Annotated in this window: 17 protein-coding genes; 9 read left to right on the top strand and 8 right to left on the bottom strand. The window is 69.4% G+C overall.

Annotated features, from left to right (window positions below; all coding sequences use genetic code 11):
• Positions 1–7 precede the first annotated feature (7 nt).
• A complete protein-coding gene (locus ACFQ0P_RS12370; protein ID WP_204981391.1) occupies positions 8–2,020 on the bottom strand; it encodes an ABC transporter ATP-binding protein in 2,013 nt (670 codons plus the stop codon).
• A gap of 54 nt (positions 2,021–2,074) precedes the next feature.
• On the opposite strand from ACFQ0P_RS12370, the gene ACFQ0P_RS12365 reads away from it, so the two are divergent.
• From ACFQ0P_RS12365 to ACFQ0P_RS12355, 3 genes are all read left to right on the top strand, one after another.
• Positions 2,075–2,287, top strand: a complete 213-nt coding sequence (locus ACFQ0P_RS12365; protein ID WP_204978981.1) for a hypothetical protein — start codon at positions 2,075–2,077, stop codon at positions 2,285–2,287.
• 206 nt (positions 2,288–2,493) lie between these two features.
• Positions 2,494–4,014 carry a DHA2 family efflux MFS transporter permease subunit gene (locus ACFQ0P_RS12360; protein WP_204978980.1) on the top strand — a complete coding sequence of 507 codons (1,521 nt, stop codon included), beginning with the start codon at positions 2,494–2,496 and terminating at the stop codon, positions 4,012–4,014.
• 106 nt (positions 4,015–4,120) lie between these two features.
• The gene (locus tag ACFQ0P_RS12355) at positions 4,121–4,699 is read left to right on the top strand and encodes a carboxymuconolactone decarboxylase family protein (RefSeq protein WP_204978979.1); all 579 of its coding nucleotides are present in this window, start codon (positions 4,121–4,123) and stop codon (positions 4,697–4,699) included.
• Between the two features lie 32 nt (positions 4,700–4,731).
• Here the strand turns inward: ACFQ0P_RS12355 and ACFQ0P_RS12350 are convergent, their stop codons facing one another.
• From ACFQ0P_RS12350 to ACFQ0P_RS12335, 4 genes are read right to left on the bottom strand one after another with little or no spacing between them, the layout of a single operon-like run.
• Positions 4,732–5,235, bottom strand: a complete 504-nt coding sequence (locus ACFQ0P_RS12350; protein ID WP_204978978.1) for a hypothetical protein — start codon at positions 5,233–5,235, stop codon at positions 4,732–4,734.
• Between the two features lie 34 nt (positions 5,236–5,269).
• The gene (locus ACFQ0P_RS12345; protein ID WP_378772302.1) at positions 5,270–5,392 is read right to left on the bottom strand and encodes a hypothetical protein; all 123 of its coding nucleotides are present in this window, start codon (positions 5,390–5,392) and stop codon (positions 5,270–5,272) included.
• Between the two features lie 43 nt (positions 5,393–5,435).
• A complete protein-coding gene (locus ACFQ0P_RS12340; protein WP_204978977.1) occupies positions 5,436–6,281 on the bottom strand; it encodes a DNA-formamidopyrimidine glycosylase family protein in 846 nt (281 codons plus the stop codon).
• 35 nt (positions 6,282–6,316) lie between these two features.
• Positions 6,317–6,793, bottom strand: coding sequence for a GNAT family N-acetyltransferase (locus ACFQ0P_RS12335; protein WP_204978976.1), 477 nt, complete (start codon positions 6,791–6,793; stop codon positions 6,317–6,319).
• 113 nt (positions 6,794–6,906) lie between these two features.
• Here ACFQ0P_RS12335 and ACFQ0P_RS12330 point away from each other — a divergent pair, with 113 nt between their 5' ends.
• A complete protein-coding gene (locus ACFQ0P_RS12330) occupies positions 6,907–7,230 on the top strand; it encodes a DUF7882 family protein (RefSeq protein ID WP_204978975.1) in 324 nt (107 codons plus the stop codon).
• Between the two features lie 6 nt (positions 7,231–7,236).
• Here ACFQ0P_RS12330 and ACFQ0P_RS12325 read toward each other — a convergent pair whose 3' ends face one another.
• Positions 7,237–7,713, bottom strand: a complete 477-nt coding sequence (locus tag ACFQ0P_RS12325) for a MarR family winged helix-turn-helix transcriptional regulator (protein WP_204978974.1) — start codon at positions 7,711–7,713, stop codon at positions 7,237–7,239.
• Positions 7,714–7,958: 245 nt separating this feature from the next.
• On the opposite strand from ACFQ0P_RS12325, the gene ACFQ0P_RS12320 reads away from it, so the two are divergent.
• Positions 7,959–8,951 carry an AraC family transcriptional regulator gene (locus ACFQ0P_RS12320; protein ID WP_378772299.1) on the top strand — a complete coding sequence of 331 codons (993 nt, stop codon included), beginning with the start codon at positions 7,959–7,961 and terminating at the stop codon, positions 8,949–8,951.
• 110 nt (positions 8,952–9,061) lie between these two features.
• Positions 9,062–9,796: an EI24 domain-containing protein gene (locus ACFQ0P_RS12315; protein ID WP_378772296.1), complete on the top strand. Its 735-nt coding sequence runs from the start codon at positions 9,062–9,064 to the stop codon at positions 9,794–9,796.
• 9 nt (positions 9,797–9,805) lie between these two features.
• Here the strand turns inward: ACFQ0P_RS12315 and ACFQ0P_RS12310 are convergent, their stop codons facing one another.
• On the bottom strand, positions 9,806–10,786 hold the full coding sequence (locus ACFQ0P_RS12310) for a squalene cyclase (RefSeq protein ID WP_204978973.1): 981 nt from the start codon (positions 10,784–10,786) through the stop codon (positions 9,806–9,808).
• A gap of 155 nt (positions 10,787–10,941) precedes the next feature.
• Between ACFQ0P_RS12310 and ACFQ0P_RS12305 the strand changes: the two genes are divergently transcribed.
• Positions 10,942–11,880: an SDR family oxidoreductase gene (locus ACFQ0P_RS12305; protein WP_204978972.1), complete on the top strand. Its 939-nt coding sequence runs from the start codon at positions 10,942–10,944 to the stop codon at positions 11,878–11,880.
• Positions 11,881–11,941: 61 nt separating this feature from the next.
• Positions 11,942–12,799 (top strand): helix-turn-helix transcriptional regulator, encoded by an 858-nt coding sequence (locus ACFQ0P_RS12300; RefSeq protein ID WP_204978971.1) that lies wholly within the window; start codon positions 11,942–11,944, stop codon positions 12,797–12,799.
• Here ACFQ0P_RS12300 and ACFQ0P_RS12295 read toward each other — a convergent pair.
• The gene (locus tag ACFQ0P_RS12295; protein ID WP_204978970.1) at positions 12,771–13,337 is read right to left on the bottom strand and encodes an alpha/beta fold hydrolase; all 567 of its coding nucleotides are present in this window, start codon (positions 13,335–13,337) and stop codon (positions 12,771–12,773) included. The genes ACFQ0P_RS12300 and ACFQ0P_RS12295 overlap by 29 nt on opposite strands.
• A 1,210-nt stretch (positions 13,338–14,547) precedes the next feature.
• On the opposite strand from ACFQ0P_RS12295, the gene ACFQ0P_RS12290 reads away from it, so the two are divergent.
• Complete coding sequence (locus tag ACFQ0P_RS12290) at positions 14,548–17,712, top strand: RHS repeat domain-containing protein (protein ID WP_204978969.1); 3,165 nt, start codon at positions 14,548–14,550, stop codon at positions 17,710–17,712.
• Positions 17,713–17,812: the final 100 nt, after the last annotated feature.

Raw genomic sequence — 17,812 nt, 5'->3', positions numbered from 1 at the left:
TGGCCAGTCAGGTGCCGGGCACCTCGGGCGTGGGGACCCACGGCTCGACGGGAGGTGCCACGGGAAGGCGGAGGGGCGGCTCGGCGGGCGGGCGGTCGGCCCGGCGGTCCGGGTGGTCGCCGGCGAGTTCGGACGCCTCCGCGTCGAGGATCCGCGACGCGGCGAGCTGCTGCGCCGCGAGCTCGGCGTAGAGCCCGCCGCGATCGATCAGCTCCGCGTGCGTTCCGGACTCCACGATGCGACCTGCCTCGATCACATGGATGACGTCGGCGGCGATGACGGTCGAAAGCCGATGGGCGATCGACAGCGTCGTGCGGCCCCGGGCCGCGGCATCCAGCGCGTCCTGGACGACGCGTTCGGAGACCGTGTCCAGCGCCGACGTGGCCTCGTCGAGCAGGAGCACCGGTGGATCCTTCAACAGAACGCGCGCGATCGCGATGCGCTGCTTCTCACCGCCGGAGAGGCGATAGCCGCGCTCCCCCACGACCGTGTCGTAGCCCCGCTCGAAGCCCTCGATGACGTGGTGGATGTTGGCCGCGCGGCACGCCGCCTCGAGCTCGGCGTCGGTCGCGTCGGGCTTGGCGTAGCGGAGGTTCTCGCGGATGGTCGCGTGGAAGAGGTAGGTCTCCTGCGACACGATCCCGATCTGATCGATGATCGACTCCTGCTGGAGCAGCCGTACGTCCTCCCCCGCGAAGAGCACGGTTCCGCCGGATGCCTCGTACAGGCGCGGAGTGAGGTAGAGCACGGTCGTCTTGCCCGCTCCCGACGGCCCGACGAACGCCACGTGCTGGCCGGGCTCGGCCGTGAAGGTCACTCCCCGCAGCGTCGGGCGGCTATCGGGGGCGGAATCCGGGTACCGGAAGACGACGTCGCGGAACTCGATCCGCCCGAGCGGCCCTGGCGCGGCGCCGACCGGAACGGCGTCGGGGACATCGCTGATCGCGGGCCGCAGGTCGAGGTACTCGAAGATCCGCGCGAACAGGGCGGCGGAGGTCTGCACGTCGAGACTGACGCGCATGAGCCCCATGAGGGGCATCAGCAGACGGGCCTGCACGGTGGTGAAGGCGACGATGGTGCCGGCGGTGATCACGGCGTCGCCGCCCGTGATGAAGTAGCCGGACACCAGGTAGATCACGGCGGGGACGCTCGCCATGAGCACCTGCACCACCGCGAAGAACCCCTGTCCGCTCATCGCGCGGCGCACCTGCAGGCGCACCTGGTTGCGGTTCTCCTCCGCGAAGCGCGCGGATTCCGCGCGCTGCCGGTTGAACGACTTGGAGAGCAGGATGCCCGACACGCTCAGCGTCTCCTGCGTGATCGCGGTGAGCTCCGACAGCGATTCCTGGGTCTCCCCCGCGATCCGCGCCCGGACCTGTCCGACCCGCCGCTGCACGATCACGAGGATCGGCATGAGGACGACCGCGATCAGGGTGAGGCGCCAGTCGATGATGATCATCGCCACGAGCGAGGCGATGACGGTCACGACGTTGCCGAGGATGCTCGTGAACGTGTTGGTGAGCACGCCCGAGACGCCGCCGACGTCGTTCTGGAGGCGCGACTGGATGACGCCCGTCTTGGTGCGGGTGAAGAACGCGAGTTCCATGCGCTGGAGGTGATCGAACAGCTGCACCCGCAGATCGCCCGTGACCCGGTTGCCGATCGTCGAGGTGAACCACGTCTGGACGACGCCCAGCGCCGCAGAGAAGAGGAACAGCACGACCATGACGGTCACCAGCCGCCACAGGAGCGGGAGGTCGGGCGGCGAGCCGTCGGTCGGGAAGAGGGCGTCGTCGAAGATGCGCTGGACGATGAGCGGGGGGATCACAGCGACGCCCGCGCCCACGACGACGAGCACCGCGGTGAAGACGAGGGACCACGTGTAGGGACGGAAGAGGGCGACCACGCGGCGCCCGAGATGCGGGATCGCCGGTGCGGCCGCGTTGAGCTTCTTCTGCGCCTCGATGTCGACGCCGCGGAAGCCCGGGTGCCCCCCGCCGCCACCACCGCCGCCGCGCATGCTCACCCGATCGAGACTACTGACGGCGGCGGACGTGAGGGCTAGGATTGCGCCATGACTTCGACTCCCGAAACCCCTGCGCACGACGGCTCCGACCTCGCGGCGCTGCGGGCGGAGATCGACGAGCTGAAGTCGATCCCCCAGGAGGAGCTGCTCAACCCGCTTCCCTCCGGCGTGGAGGAACGCGAGCCCGCACCTCGCCCGACCGACGCGATCGGCTCCGAGAAGTGGGACCGCCCCGCGTCGGAGGAGACGCTCGAGAACTAGCGTCCGTTCTCGCCCGGACCCTCCCCGAGTGAGAAGCCGGAGCGATCCGGCCCCCGCGGGAATGCCGTGTCGGACCCCGCAGTTATCGTGATGGTTCGCCGTCTTCGGCACGGCCGTCGCACCGCATCTCCGCATCGCCGATCCCCGCGCTCCGCGCGGCGATCCGCCCTCGCCCAATCCGATCGACCTTCCCGAGGAGACGACCTATGGCCGCCACCGACATGCAGCCCGCCACCGGCAGCGTCGGCATCCCCGCCGCCGCATCGACCCCGACGCTCGGCCCCCGCGAGAGCCGCGTCATCTGGCTCCTGCTGGCCGCGGCGTTCGTCGCGATCCTCAACGAGACCACGATGGGCGTGGCGATCCCCCACCTCATCACCGATCTGGGCATCACCGCGCTGTCGGCGCAGTGGCTCACCACCGCGTTCATGCTGACGATGGCCGTGGTCATCCCGATCACCGGATTCCTCCTGCGGCGATTCACCACGCGCGCGATGTTCATCGCCGCAATGGGACTGTTCTCCCTCGGCACCCTGGTCGCGTTCCTCTCGCCGGGATTCCCCGTGCTGCTCATCGCGCGGGTGGTGCAGGCCTCGGGCACGGCGATCATGATGCCGCTGCTGATGACCACTCTGATGACCGTCGTGCCGGCCGCCATCCGGGGCCGCATGATGGGTCGCGTCAGCATCGTCATCTCGCTCGCCCCGGCGATCGGCCCGACGCTGGCCGGTGCGATCCTGAACACCTTCGAGTGGCGCTGGATCTTCGGCCTCGTGCTCCCGATCGCCGTCGTGGCCCTGTTCGTCGGCGCCCGCTGGATCCACAACCTCGGCGAGACCACCCACGCCCCGATCGATGTGACGTCGGTGATCCTCTCCGCGCTCGGCTTCGGCGGGCTCGTGTTCGGGCTGAGCCAGCTGGGCGCGGGTGGCCACGGGGGCGGGGCGGAGGCCGCCGCCGCGACCGCCGCGTCCACCACGACGCTCGTCGTGGCCCTGTCCGTCGCCGTGGTGGCGCTCGGCCTCTTCGGCTGGCGTCAGGTCGTGCTCCAGCGCACCGACGACGCGCTGCTCGACCTGCGGGTCTTCCGCAGCACCAACTTCTCGCTCTCGATGGGGCAGATGGTGATCATGTCGATGGCGTTCTTCGGCGCGATCACCGTCGTTCCGCTGTACCTGCAGAACGTCCTCGGGGCCGACCCGCTCACCGCCGGGCTGGTCGTGCTCCCGGGTGCGCTCGCCATGGGCCTCGCCGGTCCTCTCATCGGCCGCATCTACGACCGCCGCGGCACGACCGTGCTGCTCGTCCCCGGCGCGATCATCACGAGCGCGATGCTGTGGGTGTACACGACGTTCGGCACCGAGACTCCGGTGTGGATCGTCGCGATCGCGCAGACGGTGCTCTCGCTGGGGCTCGCCCTGTCGTTCACGCCGCTGTTCACCGCCTCGCTCGCATCGCTCCAGCCGCGCTTCTACTCTTACGGCTCGGCGGTCGTGGGTACCGCTCAGCAGGTGGCGGGCGCGGCCGGCATCGCCCTCATGTTCGGGGTGATGGCCGCAGCGTCCTCGGCGGCGTCCGAGGCCGGCGCGAGCGAGGTCGCCGCCGGCTCCGCGGGCACGCACGCCGCGTTCCTCACCGCGGCGTTCCTCTCGCTCCCGCTGCTCGTCGGAGCGTTCCTGATCCGCAAGCCGGCCGACGAGCCGATGGGCGCGCCGGCAGGGCACTGACTCCCGGGCACGGCGACGCGGATGCCCCGCCCCCTCGACGTGGGGCGGGGCATCCGCGATTCTGGTGTCCACGGCGAGCAGACAACCGCCGCGGACGGAGGCGCACATGATCGTGGACACCCCGAACCCGGACTCGGCCACCGGCCACGTCGCGAAGATGTACAGCGACGATCTCGAAGCCGACGGCCTTGTTTACGCCCACACGCGGGCGATGGCCGTCAACCCTGAGGCGCATCAGGCGTTCGAAGCCCTTCTGGGTGCCGTCATCCCGTCGATCGGGGTCCGCACGTACGAACTCGCGACGCTCGGGGCCGCCCGCGCGATCGGATCGCCGCACTGCCTCCTCGCACACGGTCGCAAGACGCTGCGCGCGGACCTGATGGATGAAGAGCAGCTCGAGCGGCTCGTCCGCGATCCCGGCGACGCCGGCCTGAGCGACGCGGACCTCGCCGTGGTCGACTTCGCTGCGCGACTGTCGCGCAATCCCCGGGAGATGACCGATGCCGACTCCGAGCGCCTGCGCGTCGCCGGTTTCACGGATCGGCAGATCGTCGACATCACCCTGGCGGCTGCTGCGCGCAATTTCCTCAGCCGCGCGCTGCTGGCGCTTGCGGTGCCCGTCGACGAGGTCCCCGGCCTGTCGCCCAAGCTCACCGCCGCCCTGCTGTCGCCGCTCGAGACCTGACCCCATCGCGCTCGCGCTCGCGGTCACCGGCCTCAGTGGTGGATGAACGCCTTGAGCAGGATCAGCACGCCGCCGAAAGCGGCGGTGAAGACGGCGCTCAGGAGGCGCGGCCACCAGTGGGTGCTCCACTTCGCGACCGCCGCCCATCCGAGGGCGCCGAGGATCACGGTGTTCACGATCAGCGCGATCCACAGCGAGGTCGCGTCCTCGATCACGCGCGTCGTGCCCAGGAGGAGGACCAGGAGGGGCGCGACCGCCGCAAGCACCATGCCGGACGACTGACGGGCCGCCGCGCGGATGCTCGCGCGAAGTCCGCCCTGCCCCTCCGTCGCCGCGAGGCGCCCGAGGGTGCCGGCGTACACGTGAGCGGCGTAGAACACGAGCACCGTGACGAGCACCGTGACGAACGCGCCCCACGACCCGCCCCCCGCGCTGACGACGATCATGCCGGAGACGAGGATGAGACCGTAGATGGCCTCCTCGGTCATGAGGACCCGCGCGACGCGCGGCGTGATGTACAGCTGATCGTCGGTCATCGGTGGGTCAGCCCCTCGCCCCGCCGTCGACGATTCAGACGGTGCTGCAGCTGCCGCCGCCGCAGCACGAACCCGCCGACTCGACCACCGTGAGGAGGTTCTTGTCATCGGTGACGGGCTGGAGGGTCGCGGGAGTGGGAGTCTGCGAAGTCGTCATGACGCCATGCTACCCGCGCACGCACGCGCGGGATTCCACGGCGTCATAGCACCACACCGCCCGTCTGACACGTCGGACAGTACTGCGCGGTGGTGCTCGCGAACGAGAAATCCCGCACGGTGTCGCCGCAGACGGGGCACGGCTCTCCGCCGCGACCGTGGACACGCATCGCGGCGACCTTGGCGGCTTTCAGTTCGTCGATGGGGATGCCGCGCCGCGCGTCGATCGCTCCCCTCACGGTCTCGACCGTCGCGCGATGGAGGCGATCCACCGCATCGTCGTCCAGTGCTGCGGCGTGCGCCACCGGTGAGATGCGGGCGGCGTGCAGGATCTCGTCGGAGTAGGCGTTCCCGATCCCGGCGAGCGACTCCTGCTCCTGAAGGATCGCCTTCACCTGCTTGCGGCGGCCGCCGAGCGCGGCGACGAGGTCCGCCCGAGAGAATGCCGGATCCGCCGGGTCGGGTCCGAGCTTCGCGATCGCCGGCACGGCGATCGGGTCGTCGACGACGAAGAGGCCGAGGGACACCCACGTTCCGGCATCCGTCATCTCCACCGTCTCGCCTCCGTCCAACCGAAGCTCCGCCAACGCGGGTGGGGCGTCGGTGGCCGAGGCGTCGGCCGCGGGCGTGTCGTCGGTGGCGTCGCGCCACCGCATCCAGCCGTGGCGTCCGAGCGAGACGACGAGCGCCGCGTCCTCGCCCACGTCGAGCGCGACATGCTTGCCGAAGCGACGCGCCGCGGTGATCTCGCGCCCCGACAGCGTGGACGGCGGCGACTGACGCGTCTTCACCGTGCGGAACTCGAGGATGTCGACGTCGGCGATGCGACGGCCGGCGGCGCGCCGCCCGAGGAACTCGACGAGCGACTGCACCTCGGGCGACTCCGGCATGACCACATCCTGGCACCGGGTTCCGACATCGCGCGTCAGGTCAGGGCCTTGCGGAGGAACACCTGCTCGATGCCGTCGTCGCCCTCGACCCGACTGGACTCGCGGTAGCCCGCACGCTCGTAGAGGCGCAGGTTCGCCTCACTCAGCGACCCCGTGAAGAGCTCGGCCTCGAGGCATCCGGCATCCCGGCCCCGCTCCTCGACCGCGTCGAGCAGGCGAGAGCCGATGCCCCGGCCCTGCACGTCCGGCGCGATCGCGAGCCGGCCGATGAGCAGGAGCTCGCCGTCGGCGCGGGCACGGACGACGCCCAGCATGCGCCCGGCCTCCCGCGCGACGCAGCCGACGTTCTCGGCGAGCTCGGCGCGCAATTCCTCGAGGGTCTGGGTCAGCGGCGGCATCTGGACGCTGTTGTAGATCAGCGCCTCCTGCACGAAAGCGGCGCGCTGGAGGGTCAGCGCCTCACCGGCGTCCTCGGGCGTGATCGGCGAGATATCGATGACGTCGTCGGGCATGTCCCCTGTATACGCGGCGAGCGACCTCAGAGGAAACCCCTGGACAACCCTCAGATGGTTAGGCAGGCGAACCGGAATCAGCGTGTGCGCGGCGGCGCAGTACCCTTCCTCCCGTGGGAAGACTCCTCTACGGCAGCGACGGACAGGCGTTCGAGATGGACGACCGCGTTCTGGCGCACCTGCGCGTCGTCTTCATGAACAAGCTGCGCCGCGCCGAGCCCTTTCTCTTCCACTACAGCGAGCACACCGGCACGCGCAGCATGTGGGTGCACCCGGCCGTCCCGATCGTCTTCCACTTCTACGGCGGACGACCGCCCGCCATCAATCGGGGCTGGATCGACGCTCTCATGCGCGAGGCGAACAGCGCGCACGGCCTGCGAATCGTTCCCGAACCCGAGACCGCGGCGCCGCTCGAGACCGCCGAACCGCAGATCTGAGCGGGGTCAGGTGCACTCCTCATCGACCTCGTCGGCGATCTCCTCCAGGAAGCGCGCCAGATGCTCGGCCTCCTGAGCGCCGAGGCGGCTCGCGAGGTCCCGGATGCGCGCAGCCAGCGGGTCGATGTCCTCGAGGTCGGCCGATCGGTCCACGGGCACGACGCGCTTCGAGCGTCCGTCGTCCGGATTGCGCTGGAACGAGATCAGACCGCCGCTGTGCAGGCGATCGAGGATGCTCGTGACCGAGGCCGCAGAGATCCCGAGGTGGTCGGCGATCTGGGTAGGGGTCACATGCTCGCCCGCATCGGACTTCTCCAGGATGTAGCGGGTGGCGGCACGGGCCGTCTCACTCGGGCCGCACTGGGCCTGGCGCCGGCGGGCGAGTCTGGCCTCGGCGAGCCGCAGGCGCTCGACGGCCCGCGCGGCCGCGGTGGCGGCATCCTGCTCCGAGGCGGACAGGGACGTACTGATCGACGGAGGCACGTCCCTCTTGTAACCGGGCACGGGCGCGCGTGTCAAGGCCGCCAGAGGGCCGCCCGTCCCGCACGTGGGACTGAGGGTTCGGAACCCCCATACAGGTCTGAAAATCCGAAGTCAATCCCCTGGACGGATCCCGATTCCCGACGGACTCTATCGTGCTTGCCCGCAGCATCACCCGGAGTCCCCGTGCCGCACCTCGACATCGCGCCCGTCCCCGCGCGCCGCCCTCGCCTTCCCTCGACCACCCCGTGGCCTGCCCGCCGCTCACGTCGAGCGCGTCCGACGGGCGGTCGCTCGTGACGTCCGGGGTCGTGCGGTGGCAGTCCGCACGGACGGCCAGTCCCGCCGAAGCGCGGGAGTCGATCACGGAGCTGTACTCGACCACGGTGGATTTCGCCGCGACATCCGACCGTCGGTTCGGCTACGGGATGTCCGCCGCCGAGGACGACACCGTCTCGGTCGCCGCGCTGCGGTTCGAAGGCCGGTGCCGCTCGGGAGCGGAGTCGTTCGACGACGTGGTGATCGCCCACGCGGTGCGGGGTTCGCATCGGTGGCGGGTCGGGGAGGAGCGGGGCATCGGTTCGGTCCCCTTCATGATTCCGCCGGGCGTGGAGCTGCGCGTGGAGTTCACCAGCGCTCACATCCGCACCGTGAAGCTGGATGCCGCGTACGTGCAGGATGTCGCCGAGTCCTTGAGCGGCAGCCGGGACGAAGTCTTCCGCGCCGAGGGAGTCAACACCCGCCGGCGCCACCCCGGACTCGTGGCCGAGGCCCTCGCCAGCCTCGAGACGATGATGGCGCAGTCCTCGGTGCGGGACTCCGCGCTCGTCCGGGCTCAAGTTCGGCGCCACGCCGTCGTCTCCATCCTGAGTTCGTTCCCGCTCGTCGAGCTGGATCGACAGCCGGACCGCGGCATCCAATCGCGTCGCGTGCGCCTCGCGGTCGCGTTCATGGAGGCGCACGCGCACGAACCGATCACCGTGGGTGACATCGCGATCGCCTCGGCGACGACGACACGCTCGCTGCAGTCGGCGTTCCGTCGCGCGTACGACATGACGCCGATGCAGTACCTGCGGCAGTTCCGTCTGGGCCTCGCGCGCGAGGAGCTGCTCGCGGCGCCGGCACCTCGACTATCGGTGCGGGATGTCGCGTTGCGATGGGGCTTCGCGCATCCGGGTCGATTCGCGCAGCAGTACGCCGCGACTTTCGGCGAGCACCCGTCTGCGACGCTCCGCCGGTAGCGATCTGCCCGCGTGATTCGCTGTCGAGCCGGACTCTGGGCAGCGTCTCGCCGCAGCCGATATGGCACATGCCAGCGGGGAGACCGCGAGACCGCGTCTAGGCTGATCGGGTGCGCGAGTTCGTCCGAGGAGCAGCCCTGCTCGCGCACGGGTTCGCGTTCTGGCGCTCGCGGCCGGGGCTGATGGCCCTGGGCCTCGTCCCCGCGGCGATCGTGGGCGTCGTCTTCCTCGCCGGCCTCATCTCGCTCGGCGTGTTCCTCCCTTCCGTCACCGACGCGCTCACCCCCTTCGCCGACGACTGGCCAGGGATCTGGGCGACCGTGATCCGCGTGACCGTCGGCACCGCACTGTTCGCCGCCGCCCTCGTGCTGGTCGCGGTGTCATTCACCGCGCTGACGCTGATCGTCGGCGACCCGTTCTACGAGCGCATCTGGCGAACGGTGGAGTCCGACGCCGGAACGACGGTCGCCGAGGCACGGTACGGATTCTGGCGATCGGTCGGCGACGGGCTGTGGCTGGTCGTGCGGGGCATCGGGGTCGCGCTGGCGGCGACGCTCATCGCCCTCATCCCCGCCGTCGGCGGCATCCTCAGCACGGTCTTCGCGGTGACCTTCACGGGTTGGCTGCTGGCCGACGAGCTGACCTCGCGCGCGTTCGTGGCCCGTGGACTGCTGCCGCGCGAACGCAAGGCGCTCATGCGCAGGCACCGCGGACGGATGCTCGGATTCGGTGTCGCGACGCAGCTCTGCTTCCTCGTCCCGCTCGGCGCCGTGGTCACCATGCCGGCCGCGGTCGCGGGCGCGACGCTGCTCGGTCGCGAGGTCGTCGGCCCGTCGCCGGACTGACGTCGGCGATCAGGACTTCCGCGGAGAGGCGGCATCCCACCAGACGAGCACGCGGGAAGCGAAGAGCGTCAGCCACTTCGAGGGCTCCCCCTCGGGCACATCGACGTCGAACCACGTGCGCCCCGCGAGCGGCGTCGTCTGCAGCCAGCGCCCGTCGGGCTGACGGGCGGCACGCACGACCTCGACGGCGTCGGCCAAGCGCGGGTCGGGAGCGATGCCGTCGTGCAGCGCGGCTTCTCGGAAGTAGTCGAGCGCAACAAGGGCGCTGTAGCGATGACGGTTCGGGTAGACGAATCGATCGACGAAGGGCCCCACGCGCTCTCCGGTGCTCGCCCGGTACAGCAGGCGCCGCGTCAGCAGGTACTCCTCGCCGCGGCGCCGCGCATCACGCAGGCTCGTGTCTGCGGTGAGCTGCTCGTACTGGAGCAGACCGCGCAGCGCGTTGAGGGTCGAGTGGAACGACGACCGCACCGAGTCGCCCTCCTCGGCCTCGCAGTTCCACCCGCCGTCGGCCAGCTGGTGCTCGGGGAACCAGACGGCGAGCGCGGCGACATCGGCACCGAGCCACGCCCCCGTGGCCAGGGTGTACGCGTTGATGCAGACGTCGACCTCGCCGCCCCAGTACGGGAGATCGTCGTAGTCCCACCTGCTGTTCGCGTCCAGCCGAGCGGCCGTGTCGGACAGGGCCGCGGCATCCGCCCCCCACTCCCGGAGGTCGCGCAGCACCCACGTCGTGGCGATCCACGGCTGGCCGGGCTGGTTCGGCTCATCGCTGTCGAAGAAACCGGCGGGAAAGAACGAGCCGCCGGCCCATTGCCCGTCGGGATCCTGCTCGGCGAGCAGTCGCGCCCCGTACCCCTCCTCCGTCACGCGAGCCCGCGTCGCCTGCCACCGTGCGGGCGGAGCGCCCAGAAGGTCGCGCTCGACCTGCCATCGGAGGGCCGGGTCGGAGTCGAGCAGCCAGTCGCGAACGGTCGGTGAGATCGGCATCCCTGCACGCTACCGATCCCCGACGACATCGGCACCGCCCGCTCCGCCGACGAAGCCAGGGACCGCCGGTCCCTGGATGAACCCGCCCTGAATAGGTCGCCGCAACCCGCGCAGGATCGAGGACGACACGCGCACCACCACCTCGAGGAGAACCCATGCCGCGCACGATCGACATCCCCGTCCCCGACCTCTCCGGCCGCACCGCGCTCATCACGGGCGCGAGCGACGGCGTAGGCCTCGAGATCGCCGCCCGGCTCGCCCGCGCCGGCGCGGACATCCTCATGCCGGTGCGCAACCGGCAGAAGGGAGAGTCCGCGCGGGCGCTCATCCGGGAACGCACGCCGGGCGCCGACATCCGCCTCCTGCCGCTGGATCTGTCGTCGCTCGAGTCCGTCACCGCCCTCACCGAATCGCTCCGCTCCGGCGGCACCCCGATCCACATGCTCATCGCGAATGCCGGCGTCATGACCCCGCCGACCCGGCAGCTCACCGCCGACGGCTTCGAGCTTCAGCTGGGCACCAACCACCTCGGCCACTTCGCGCTCGTGCTCGGTCTGCTGCCGCTGCTGCGCGCGTCCGGTGCGCACGTCACGAGCCAGGTGAGCGTCGCCGCCGATCAGGGCGCGGTCAACTGGGACGACCCGAACTGGGAGCACGACTACGATCCGATGAAGGCCTACAGCTCCTCGAAGATCGCCTTCGGGCTGTTCGCCAGGGAGCTGCAGCGTCGATCGGATGCCGCGGGCTGGGGCATCCGCAGCAACCTCTCTCATCCGGGCATCACCCCGACCAACCTGCTGTCCGCTCAGCCGGAGCTGGGTCGCCCCGACGACACCGCCGCGGTCCGGGTCATCCGCGCGATGTCGCGCCTCGGCCTCTTCGTCGGCACGCCGCAGAGCGCCGCACTGTCGGCCGTGTTCGCCGCCACCGCGCCCGACGCGCAGGGCGGCCGACTCTACGGTCCGAAGGGATTCCGTCATCTCGGCGGACCGCCCGCCGAGCAGCCGCTGTACTCACGTCTGCGCAGCGAAGAGGATGCGCGGCGGGTGTGGCGCCTGTCGGAGGAGCTCACCGGCGTGCGGGTGCCCGCGTGACCGAGGAGGCGAGGATCGACGGTCCCTGGCTGGCGCGAGCGGGATGCCGCAGACTCGGGTGATGGACAGAGCACAGCTGGCCGACTTCCTGCGACGTCGGCGCGAGGCCCTGCAGCCGGAGGACGTCGGGCTGCGCCGAGGGACGCGCCGGAGGACGGCGGGACTCCGGCGCGAGGAGGTCGCCGCTCTCTGCGACATGTCCACCGACTACTACAGCCGCCTCGAGCAGGCCCGCGGCCCCCAGCCGTCGGAGCAGATGCTCGCCGCGATCGCCCGCGGGCTGCGCCTCACGCTCGAGGAGCGGGACCACCTCTTCCGCCTGGCCGGACACACCGCACCGGTGCGCGCGCTGCGCAGCGAGCACGTCTCCCCCGGACTCCTCCGTATCCTCGACCGCCTCTCGGACACTCCGGCGCAGGTGATGACGGAACTCGGAGAGACGCTCGCGCAGACCCCCGCCGCGCGCGCACTCTTCGGCGATGAGACGCGCTTCGAAGGATTCGCGCGCAGCGTGGGCTATCGATGGTTCACGGATGCCTCGGCCCGCGATGTCTATCCGGCCGAGGACCACGCCCATCACTCGCGGGCGTTCGCGGCCGACGTCCGCACCGTCCACGCGAAGTTCGGCGCGTCATCGAGAGCCGGGGCGATGGTCGCCGCGCTCCTGCGGGAATCACCGGAGTTCGCCGCGATCTGGGCCGATCACGAGGTGCGCTCAACCCATGCGCGCGAGAAGCGGCTGCAGCATCCGGAGGTCGGGGTGATGGACCTGCAGTGCCAGTTCCTCATCGACCCCGAGCAGGGGCAGACGCTGCTCGTGCTGACCGCCACCCCGGGGACGGACAGTTACGAGAAGCTGCGGCTTCTCTCCGTCATCGGCACCCAGGAGGTCAGTCCCAGTCCAGGTACTCCTCGATGATCGTCGCGGTCTCGATGGGATCGGAGGACGGGAAGAGGTGACCGTGACCCGCCAGGGTCTTCACGCTCGCTCGCTCGGGGGCGGTCGCCTGCAGCCGCTCGCCGTCGGCCGGGGAGTTCACGTCGTCGTCCGCCCCCTGGACGATGAGCACGGGGATGACCGGCGCCAACGGGATGTCGACGTCCTCGACGCCGAGCAGCAGCAGTCCGTTCGCCCGATCCGAGTGGGCTCCGACCGCCTCGCGGGCGACGGTGCCGCCGAAACCGTGCCCACCGATCCAGGCGTGATCCCAGCCCAGGTGGTCGAGGACCGCGATGACGTCGTCGGCGTGCTGGCCCGCCGGCAACTTCCCTCCGGACCCGGCGCGATAGCCGATGCGCACGACGTGGAACCCCGCCTCCTCGGCGAGGTAGTGGCCGACCACGCCGAGGGCATCCTGACCCCGCTCGGGCACGAGCACGAGCTTGACGGGACCGTCACCCTCCTCGACGAACGGAATGCGGCGGTCCTCGGGCTCGAAGTACCGGATCTCGGTCACGGGGGTCCTTTCGGGTGCGGAATCAGACGTTGAAGCGGAACTTTGATGCTGAATGCATCGAGTTCCACATCGCTGCAATACCCTTGATTTTCCGCGGGTTTCTACGCGTTCTGGTCCGTTTGAATTCGTACGGATTCAAACGTCTTGCGGACTTTCTGCGGACTACGAGGTTACCGAACGCCATACGAGGACGTGCGCCGCTCACCCATGTCCGATACCTCATCTGAGCCCAGGATGATCAGAACCCGGTGCAGCTGACCGGCCGTGCCAGCGACTTGATCAATTGGTAGGCCGGGTTCGCTTGCTGAGAGCCTGACGGCTCAGGCCAGTTCGCGATGAGAGGGATGCCCACGACTCTCCCTCGCTCCGGAGCCTCCGGACCAGCACATCGCGTTCGGCGAGCAGCGCACGTTCGTGTTTGTGCAGCTTGCTGAGCTCCTTCGAGAGATCGGCGATGCGTCGAAGGTCGACGGAGCGAGATGCGCCGCGCTGATCAATCCGTGTCGCCACGCCCTTTCCGATTCGCGACGGGGATCGTCGCGTCTCTGCGGTGGTCACCGGACCCCGCGTAGCCTGCTCTCCCCGTGGAGCATAGAGGGGACGCCCGAACGCGTCGAAGCCCTGCTGATCGACTCCGAGAGCCACGCCTCCTTCCGACTGGCTGTCGTCGTCCGAGTGGGAGGTCGTGGAGCGCTCGGTACCGTCAATCGGCTTCCTTTGTCGCCTTTTCGTCATGCAACCAGGTTGACGTGCGATGCCAGTGAACTCAAGCCGTCGAGAGCCAGCCACCATTTGGTGCCTGCGTGCATCGCCAGTTACGTTGCTGCCTCCGAATTGCTGGTTGGCCGATGGCGCGCCCTGGACGAGTGAGGGTCGGTTATCGCGTGCGGGGTATGGCGTCCATAAGCTCTCGGGCTGATCTTTCCGTTCGGGCGGCCCCGGTTCGCACGCGGCGGGAGGACGCTTTCCGGATAGTTCTGTCGCTTTCGCGAGCAGTTCAGGCCTTGTTCTTCCGCGTGAGCCGTGGGGTGGTTAGTGTGCGGATTACGCACCTTCTTGGACGCCCGAGCCTGTCGGTGATGATCGCGTGGTTGGTTGTCCGAGGGGAAGTGCTGTGGCTGGTCGACGTTCACGGTTCGGGTTGTTTCTGGGCGGCAGACGCGGGTGGGCGGCGGTGTCTGTGGTCACGACGGGGTTGCAGGTTGCGTCGGTGACGCCAGCGCAGGCGTTGGTGGTGCCGCTGGCGTTGCCGACCGCGCCGACGACGACGGGGGTGACGGGGGACCGGCCGGGGGCGACGGAGCTGTCGTTTTTCGTGTCTGATCAGACCACGGTGTTCGTCGATGTGGGCTCGGGGAACCTTCGCGTGCAGAACCGGAGCCTTGCACTTCCCGGGGTGACGGGGTCGGTGGGCATCGGCCAGTCGTACAACTCGCGCAGCACGTCGGCCGGGTCGACGTCGACGCCGGCGGCGCATCGGTGGTCGTGGGATGTCGGTGGCGCGGGGTTGTTGTCGGCGGGTACCGGCGGGAAGGTGGTGTACACCTCGGGTGATGGGGCGACGTGGGTGTTCACGCCGGTGTCGGGATCGCCGGGGGCGTTCACGGCACCGGGTGGGGTGATGGCGGATCTGGCGGCGGTGGGCTCGACGTACACGTTGACGTGGCGCAAGACCCGAACGGTGGTCACGTTCAACGCTGACGGGCAGCCCACCTCGATCGCGGACCGTAACGGCAACAGCACCGCGCTGAGTTACAGCGGCGGCATCCCGTCGACTGTGGTGTCGACGGCGGGGCCGACGCCGGCTCGCACCGCGGCGTTGTCGTACTCTTCCTCGACGTACACGCTGACGGTGACGCAGACCTCGGGCGCTTCGAGCCGGAACGTGAAGTACGTGAAGGACCCGTACTCGAACCTGGTGAAGATCACCGACGCCAACGGCAAGGACACGCTGTTCGGGTACAGCGGAAATCAGCTCACCTCGATCACGGCCCCCGGTGGTGCGGTGATCGGGATCAGCTACAAGTCGGGCACCGACAAAGTTTCCCGCATCAGCCAGAACAACACCACCGCCGGGTCGCCGGGCACCTCGCACACCCGTTTCGAATACGCATCGGGCACGCAGACGTTGGTGGCGCGGCCGAACACGAACCAGTCCGCGTCGGTCAGCTCCGTTCCCCACATCACGTACACCCTCGATTCCGCCTCGCTCCTGGTCACGGGGTCGGTGGATGAGATGGGCCGCTCCCGTGCGGCGACCTACACCCCCAACGGGGATGTCGCCACCGCCACGCAAGGCACCGGCGGGGGCGCGTCCACGACCACCGCGACCTACGGGGCCAACAGCGGCGACTCGCTGACCTCGGTGCAGTCTCCGGCTGGGGCGACCGCGTCAGCGGCGTACACGAACACGGCCGCGTCGACGAAGTACCTTCCGTCATCGACGACGGACTCGGCCGGCAACACCACCACGTACACCTACAACGGGGCGGGCAACCCGCTGACCAGTTCGAACGCGCTGGCTGCCACGAACACGCTGACGTACAAGAGCAACGGCACCGTGGCGACCGCGCTGGCGCCGGGAAACGGCACCAACACCACCCAGTACGGGTACAACAGCAACTCCCAGCTGTCCACCCTGACCCCGGTGACCGGGTCCTCGCTCGGATCCCGCGCGTACACCTACGACGACTTCGGTCGGGTGCGCACCGCCACCGACGGCAAAGGCGTGACCACCACCTACAGTTACGACAACCAGGACCGGCTGCTGTCCACCGCGTTCACCGGCGGCACCGCGACGGTCACCACCACGTACACCGACACCGGGCTGCCCGCCACCAGAGTGGACGGCAACGGGACCACCACCTACGGGTACGACCAGCTCGGCCGGTTGATCACCCGGGTCAACACGTTCGCGGGCGGCACCATCAGCTACGGGTACGACCTGTCCTCCAACCTCACCTCCGTCACCGACAGTCGCGGCACGACCACGAACCAGTTCGATGATTCCGGGGTGGCCACCAAGATCCTCTACCCCTCCGGGTCGGGTGTGAAGACCCTCGCGATCGGCACCGATGACCAGGGCCGCCGCACCGATGTGTGGTTGGACACCAACCCCACCAACTCGGCGTGGAAGGGCCACACCCACCAGGACTACGACGCCAGCGGCCGCGTCTCCCGCTCCATCGCCGAAACCGTCGACACGGGCGGCAACCCGGTCACCGTCACCGACGTGTCCTACTGCTACAACACCACCGGCACCCCACCCACCTGCGGGACGGGGGCCGCCACGGACCGGGCGAAGCTGCAATGGGAGCGGAACAACCTCACCGGGCAGGTCACCACCTACGGGTATGACACGGCCGGTCACCTCACGTCCGCGGCCCAGACCGGCGGCACCAGCCCCACCGCCTGGACGTACACGTACGACGCCCGCGGGAACCGGCTGACCGCCACCGCCACCGGCGGGGTGAGCTCGTCGCAGACGCTGACGTTCAACGCCGGCAACCAGGTCACCACCGCCGGGTACAGCTTCGACGGGGCGGGGAACATGACCGCTGACCCCGCCGGGACGTACACCTACAACGGGGCGCAGCAGATGACCGGTGTCAGTAACGGGTCCGGGTCGTTCGCGTACAAGTACGCCGGGACCAGTCAGGTCGAGGTGGTGCAGCAGCAGACCTCCACCACCACCTACAAGCTGGTGTACGGGCGGCTCAACCAGGTCGGGATGCCGGTGATCGAGCAGGCGAAGATCGGCAGTGTGACGGCGTATGTGGAAAACGACCCGGTCACCGGGCAGCCGCTCATGCTGCGCACCTCGACCGGCGCGGTCAGCTTGTACGTGTACGACGGCACCGGCAACCCCACCGCGATCCTCCGCGATGTCACCGGCACCGGGTACGTGTACACCTACGACCCGTACGGGCTGGCGACCCTCTCCTACACCAGCGGCGGGTCAGGCACCGGGCAGAACCCGTTCCTGTTCAAAGGCGGCATCCAAGACCGCGCCACCGGGTGGGTCCACTACGGCAACCGCTGGTACAACCCCACCACCGGCAGATGGACCCAACAAGACACCCTCGACGCCCCCATCGACCCCCAAAACGCCAACAGGTACGCCTACGCCGGCTGCGACCCCATCAACAACATTGATCCCACCGGCCAGCTAACTTATTGTCAGCAACTCAATTCCGCCGCGGCGTTCTTCGGTGTTGTGGCCGCTGGAGCCACCGCCTACGCCGTGTACACCTCTCCGGGAAACGCCGTTCCTGTCGCCGGTCAAGTCAATACGGGCGGGGCGGTCGTCATTGCAGCTCTTACTGGATTGGCCGGTGCATTCTTCTTCGCCCAGGGAGTACTCGCAGGATGTTGAATACGGTACTGCTTGCACTGGGATTCGCGGCGCTGTTCGTCGCGCTCGCTGCGTTTGTGCTCAGACGACGCCAGAGACGACCGCAAACAAGGTCGGAGTT

The organism is Microbacterium insulae (assembly GCF_042677065.1).
In the GTDB taxonomy this organism is placed as follows: Bacteria; Actinomycetota; Actinomycetes; order Actinomycetales; family Microbacteriaceae; genus Microbacterium; species Microbacterium insulae.
This window is presented reverse-complemented; position numbering and strand designations above follow the sequence as displayed.

What these genes read in the sequence shown, in the direction of transcription:
- ACFQ0P_RS12345 (WP_378772302.1), bottom strand. Translation starts at nt 5,392, where the DNA reads ATGACGACTTCGCAGACTCCCACTCCCGCGACCCTCCAGCCCGTCACC.
- ACFQ0P_RS12335 (WP_204978976.1), bottom strand. Translation starts at nt 6,793, where the DNA reads ATGCCCGACGACGTCATCGATATCTCGCCGATCACGCCCGAGGACGCC.
- ACFQ0P_RS12350 (WP_204978978.1), bottom strand. Translation starts at nt 5,235, where the DNA reads ATGACCGACGATCAGCTGTACATCACGCCGCGCGTCGCGCGGGTCCTC.
- ACFQ0P_RS12340 (WP_204978977.1), bottom strand. Translation starts at nt 6,281, where the DNA reads ATGCCGGAGTCGCCCGAGGTGCAGTCGCTCGTCGAGTTCCTCGGGCGG.
- ACFQ0P_RS12310 (WP_204978973.1), bottom strand. Translation starts at nt 10,786, where the DNA reads ATGCCGATCTCACCGACCGTTCGCGACTGGCTGCTCGACTCCGACCCG.
- ACFQ0P_RS12365 (WP_204978981.1), top strand. Translation starts at nt 2,075, where the DNA reads ATGACTTCGACTCCCGAAACCCCTGCGCACGACGGCTCCGACCTCGCG.
- ACFQ0P_RS12305 (WP_204978972.1), top strand. Translation starts at nt 10,942, where the DNA reads ATGCCGCGCACGATCGACATCCCCGTCCCCGACCTCTCCGGCCGCACC.
- ACFQ0P_RS12370 (WP_204981391.1), bottom strand. Translation starts at nt 2,020, where the DNA reads ATGCGCGGCGGCGGTGGTGGCGGCGGGGGGCACCCGGGCTTCCGCGGC.
- ACFQ0P_RS12355 (WP_204978979.1), top strand. Translation starts at nt 4,121, where the DNA reads ATGATCGTGGACACCCCGAACCCGGACTCGGCCACCGGCCACGTCGCG.
- ACFQ0P_RS12300 (WP_204978971.1), top strand. Translation starts at nt 11,942, where the DNA reads ATGGACAGAGCACAGCTGGCCGACTTCCTGCGACGTCGGCGCGAGGCC.
- ACFQ0P_RS12360 (WP_204978980.1), top strand. Translation starts at nt 2,494, where the DNA reads ATGGCCGCCACCGACATGCAGCCCGCCACCGGCAGCGTCGGCATCCCC.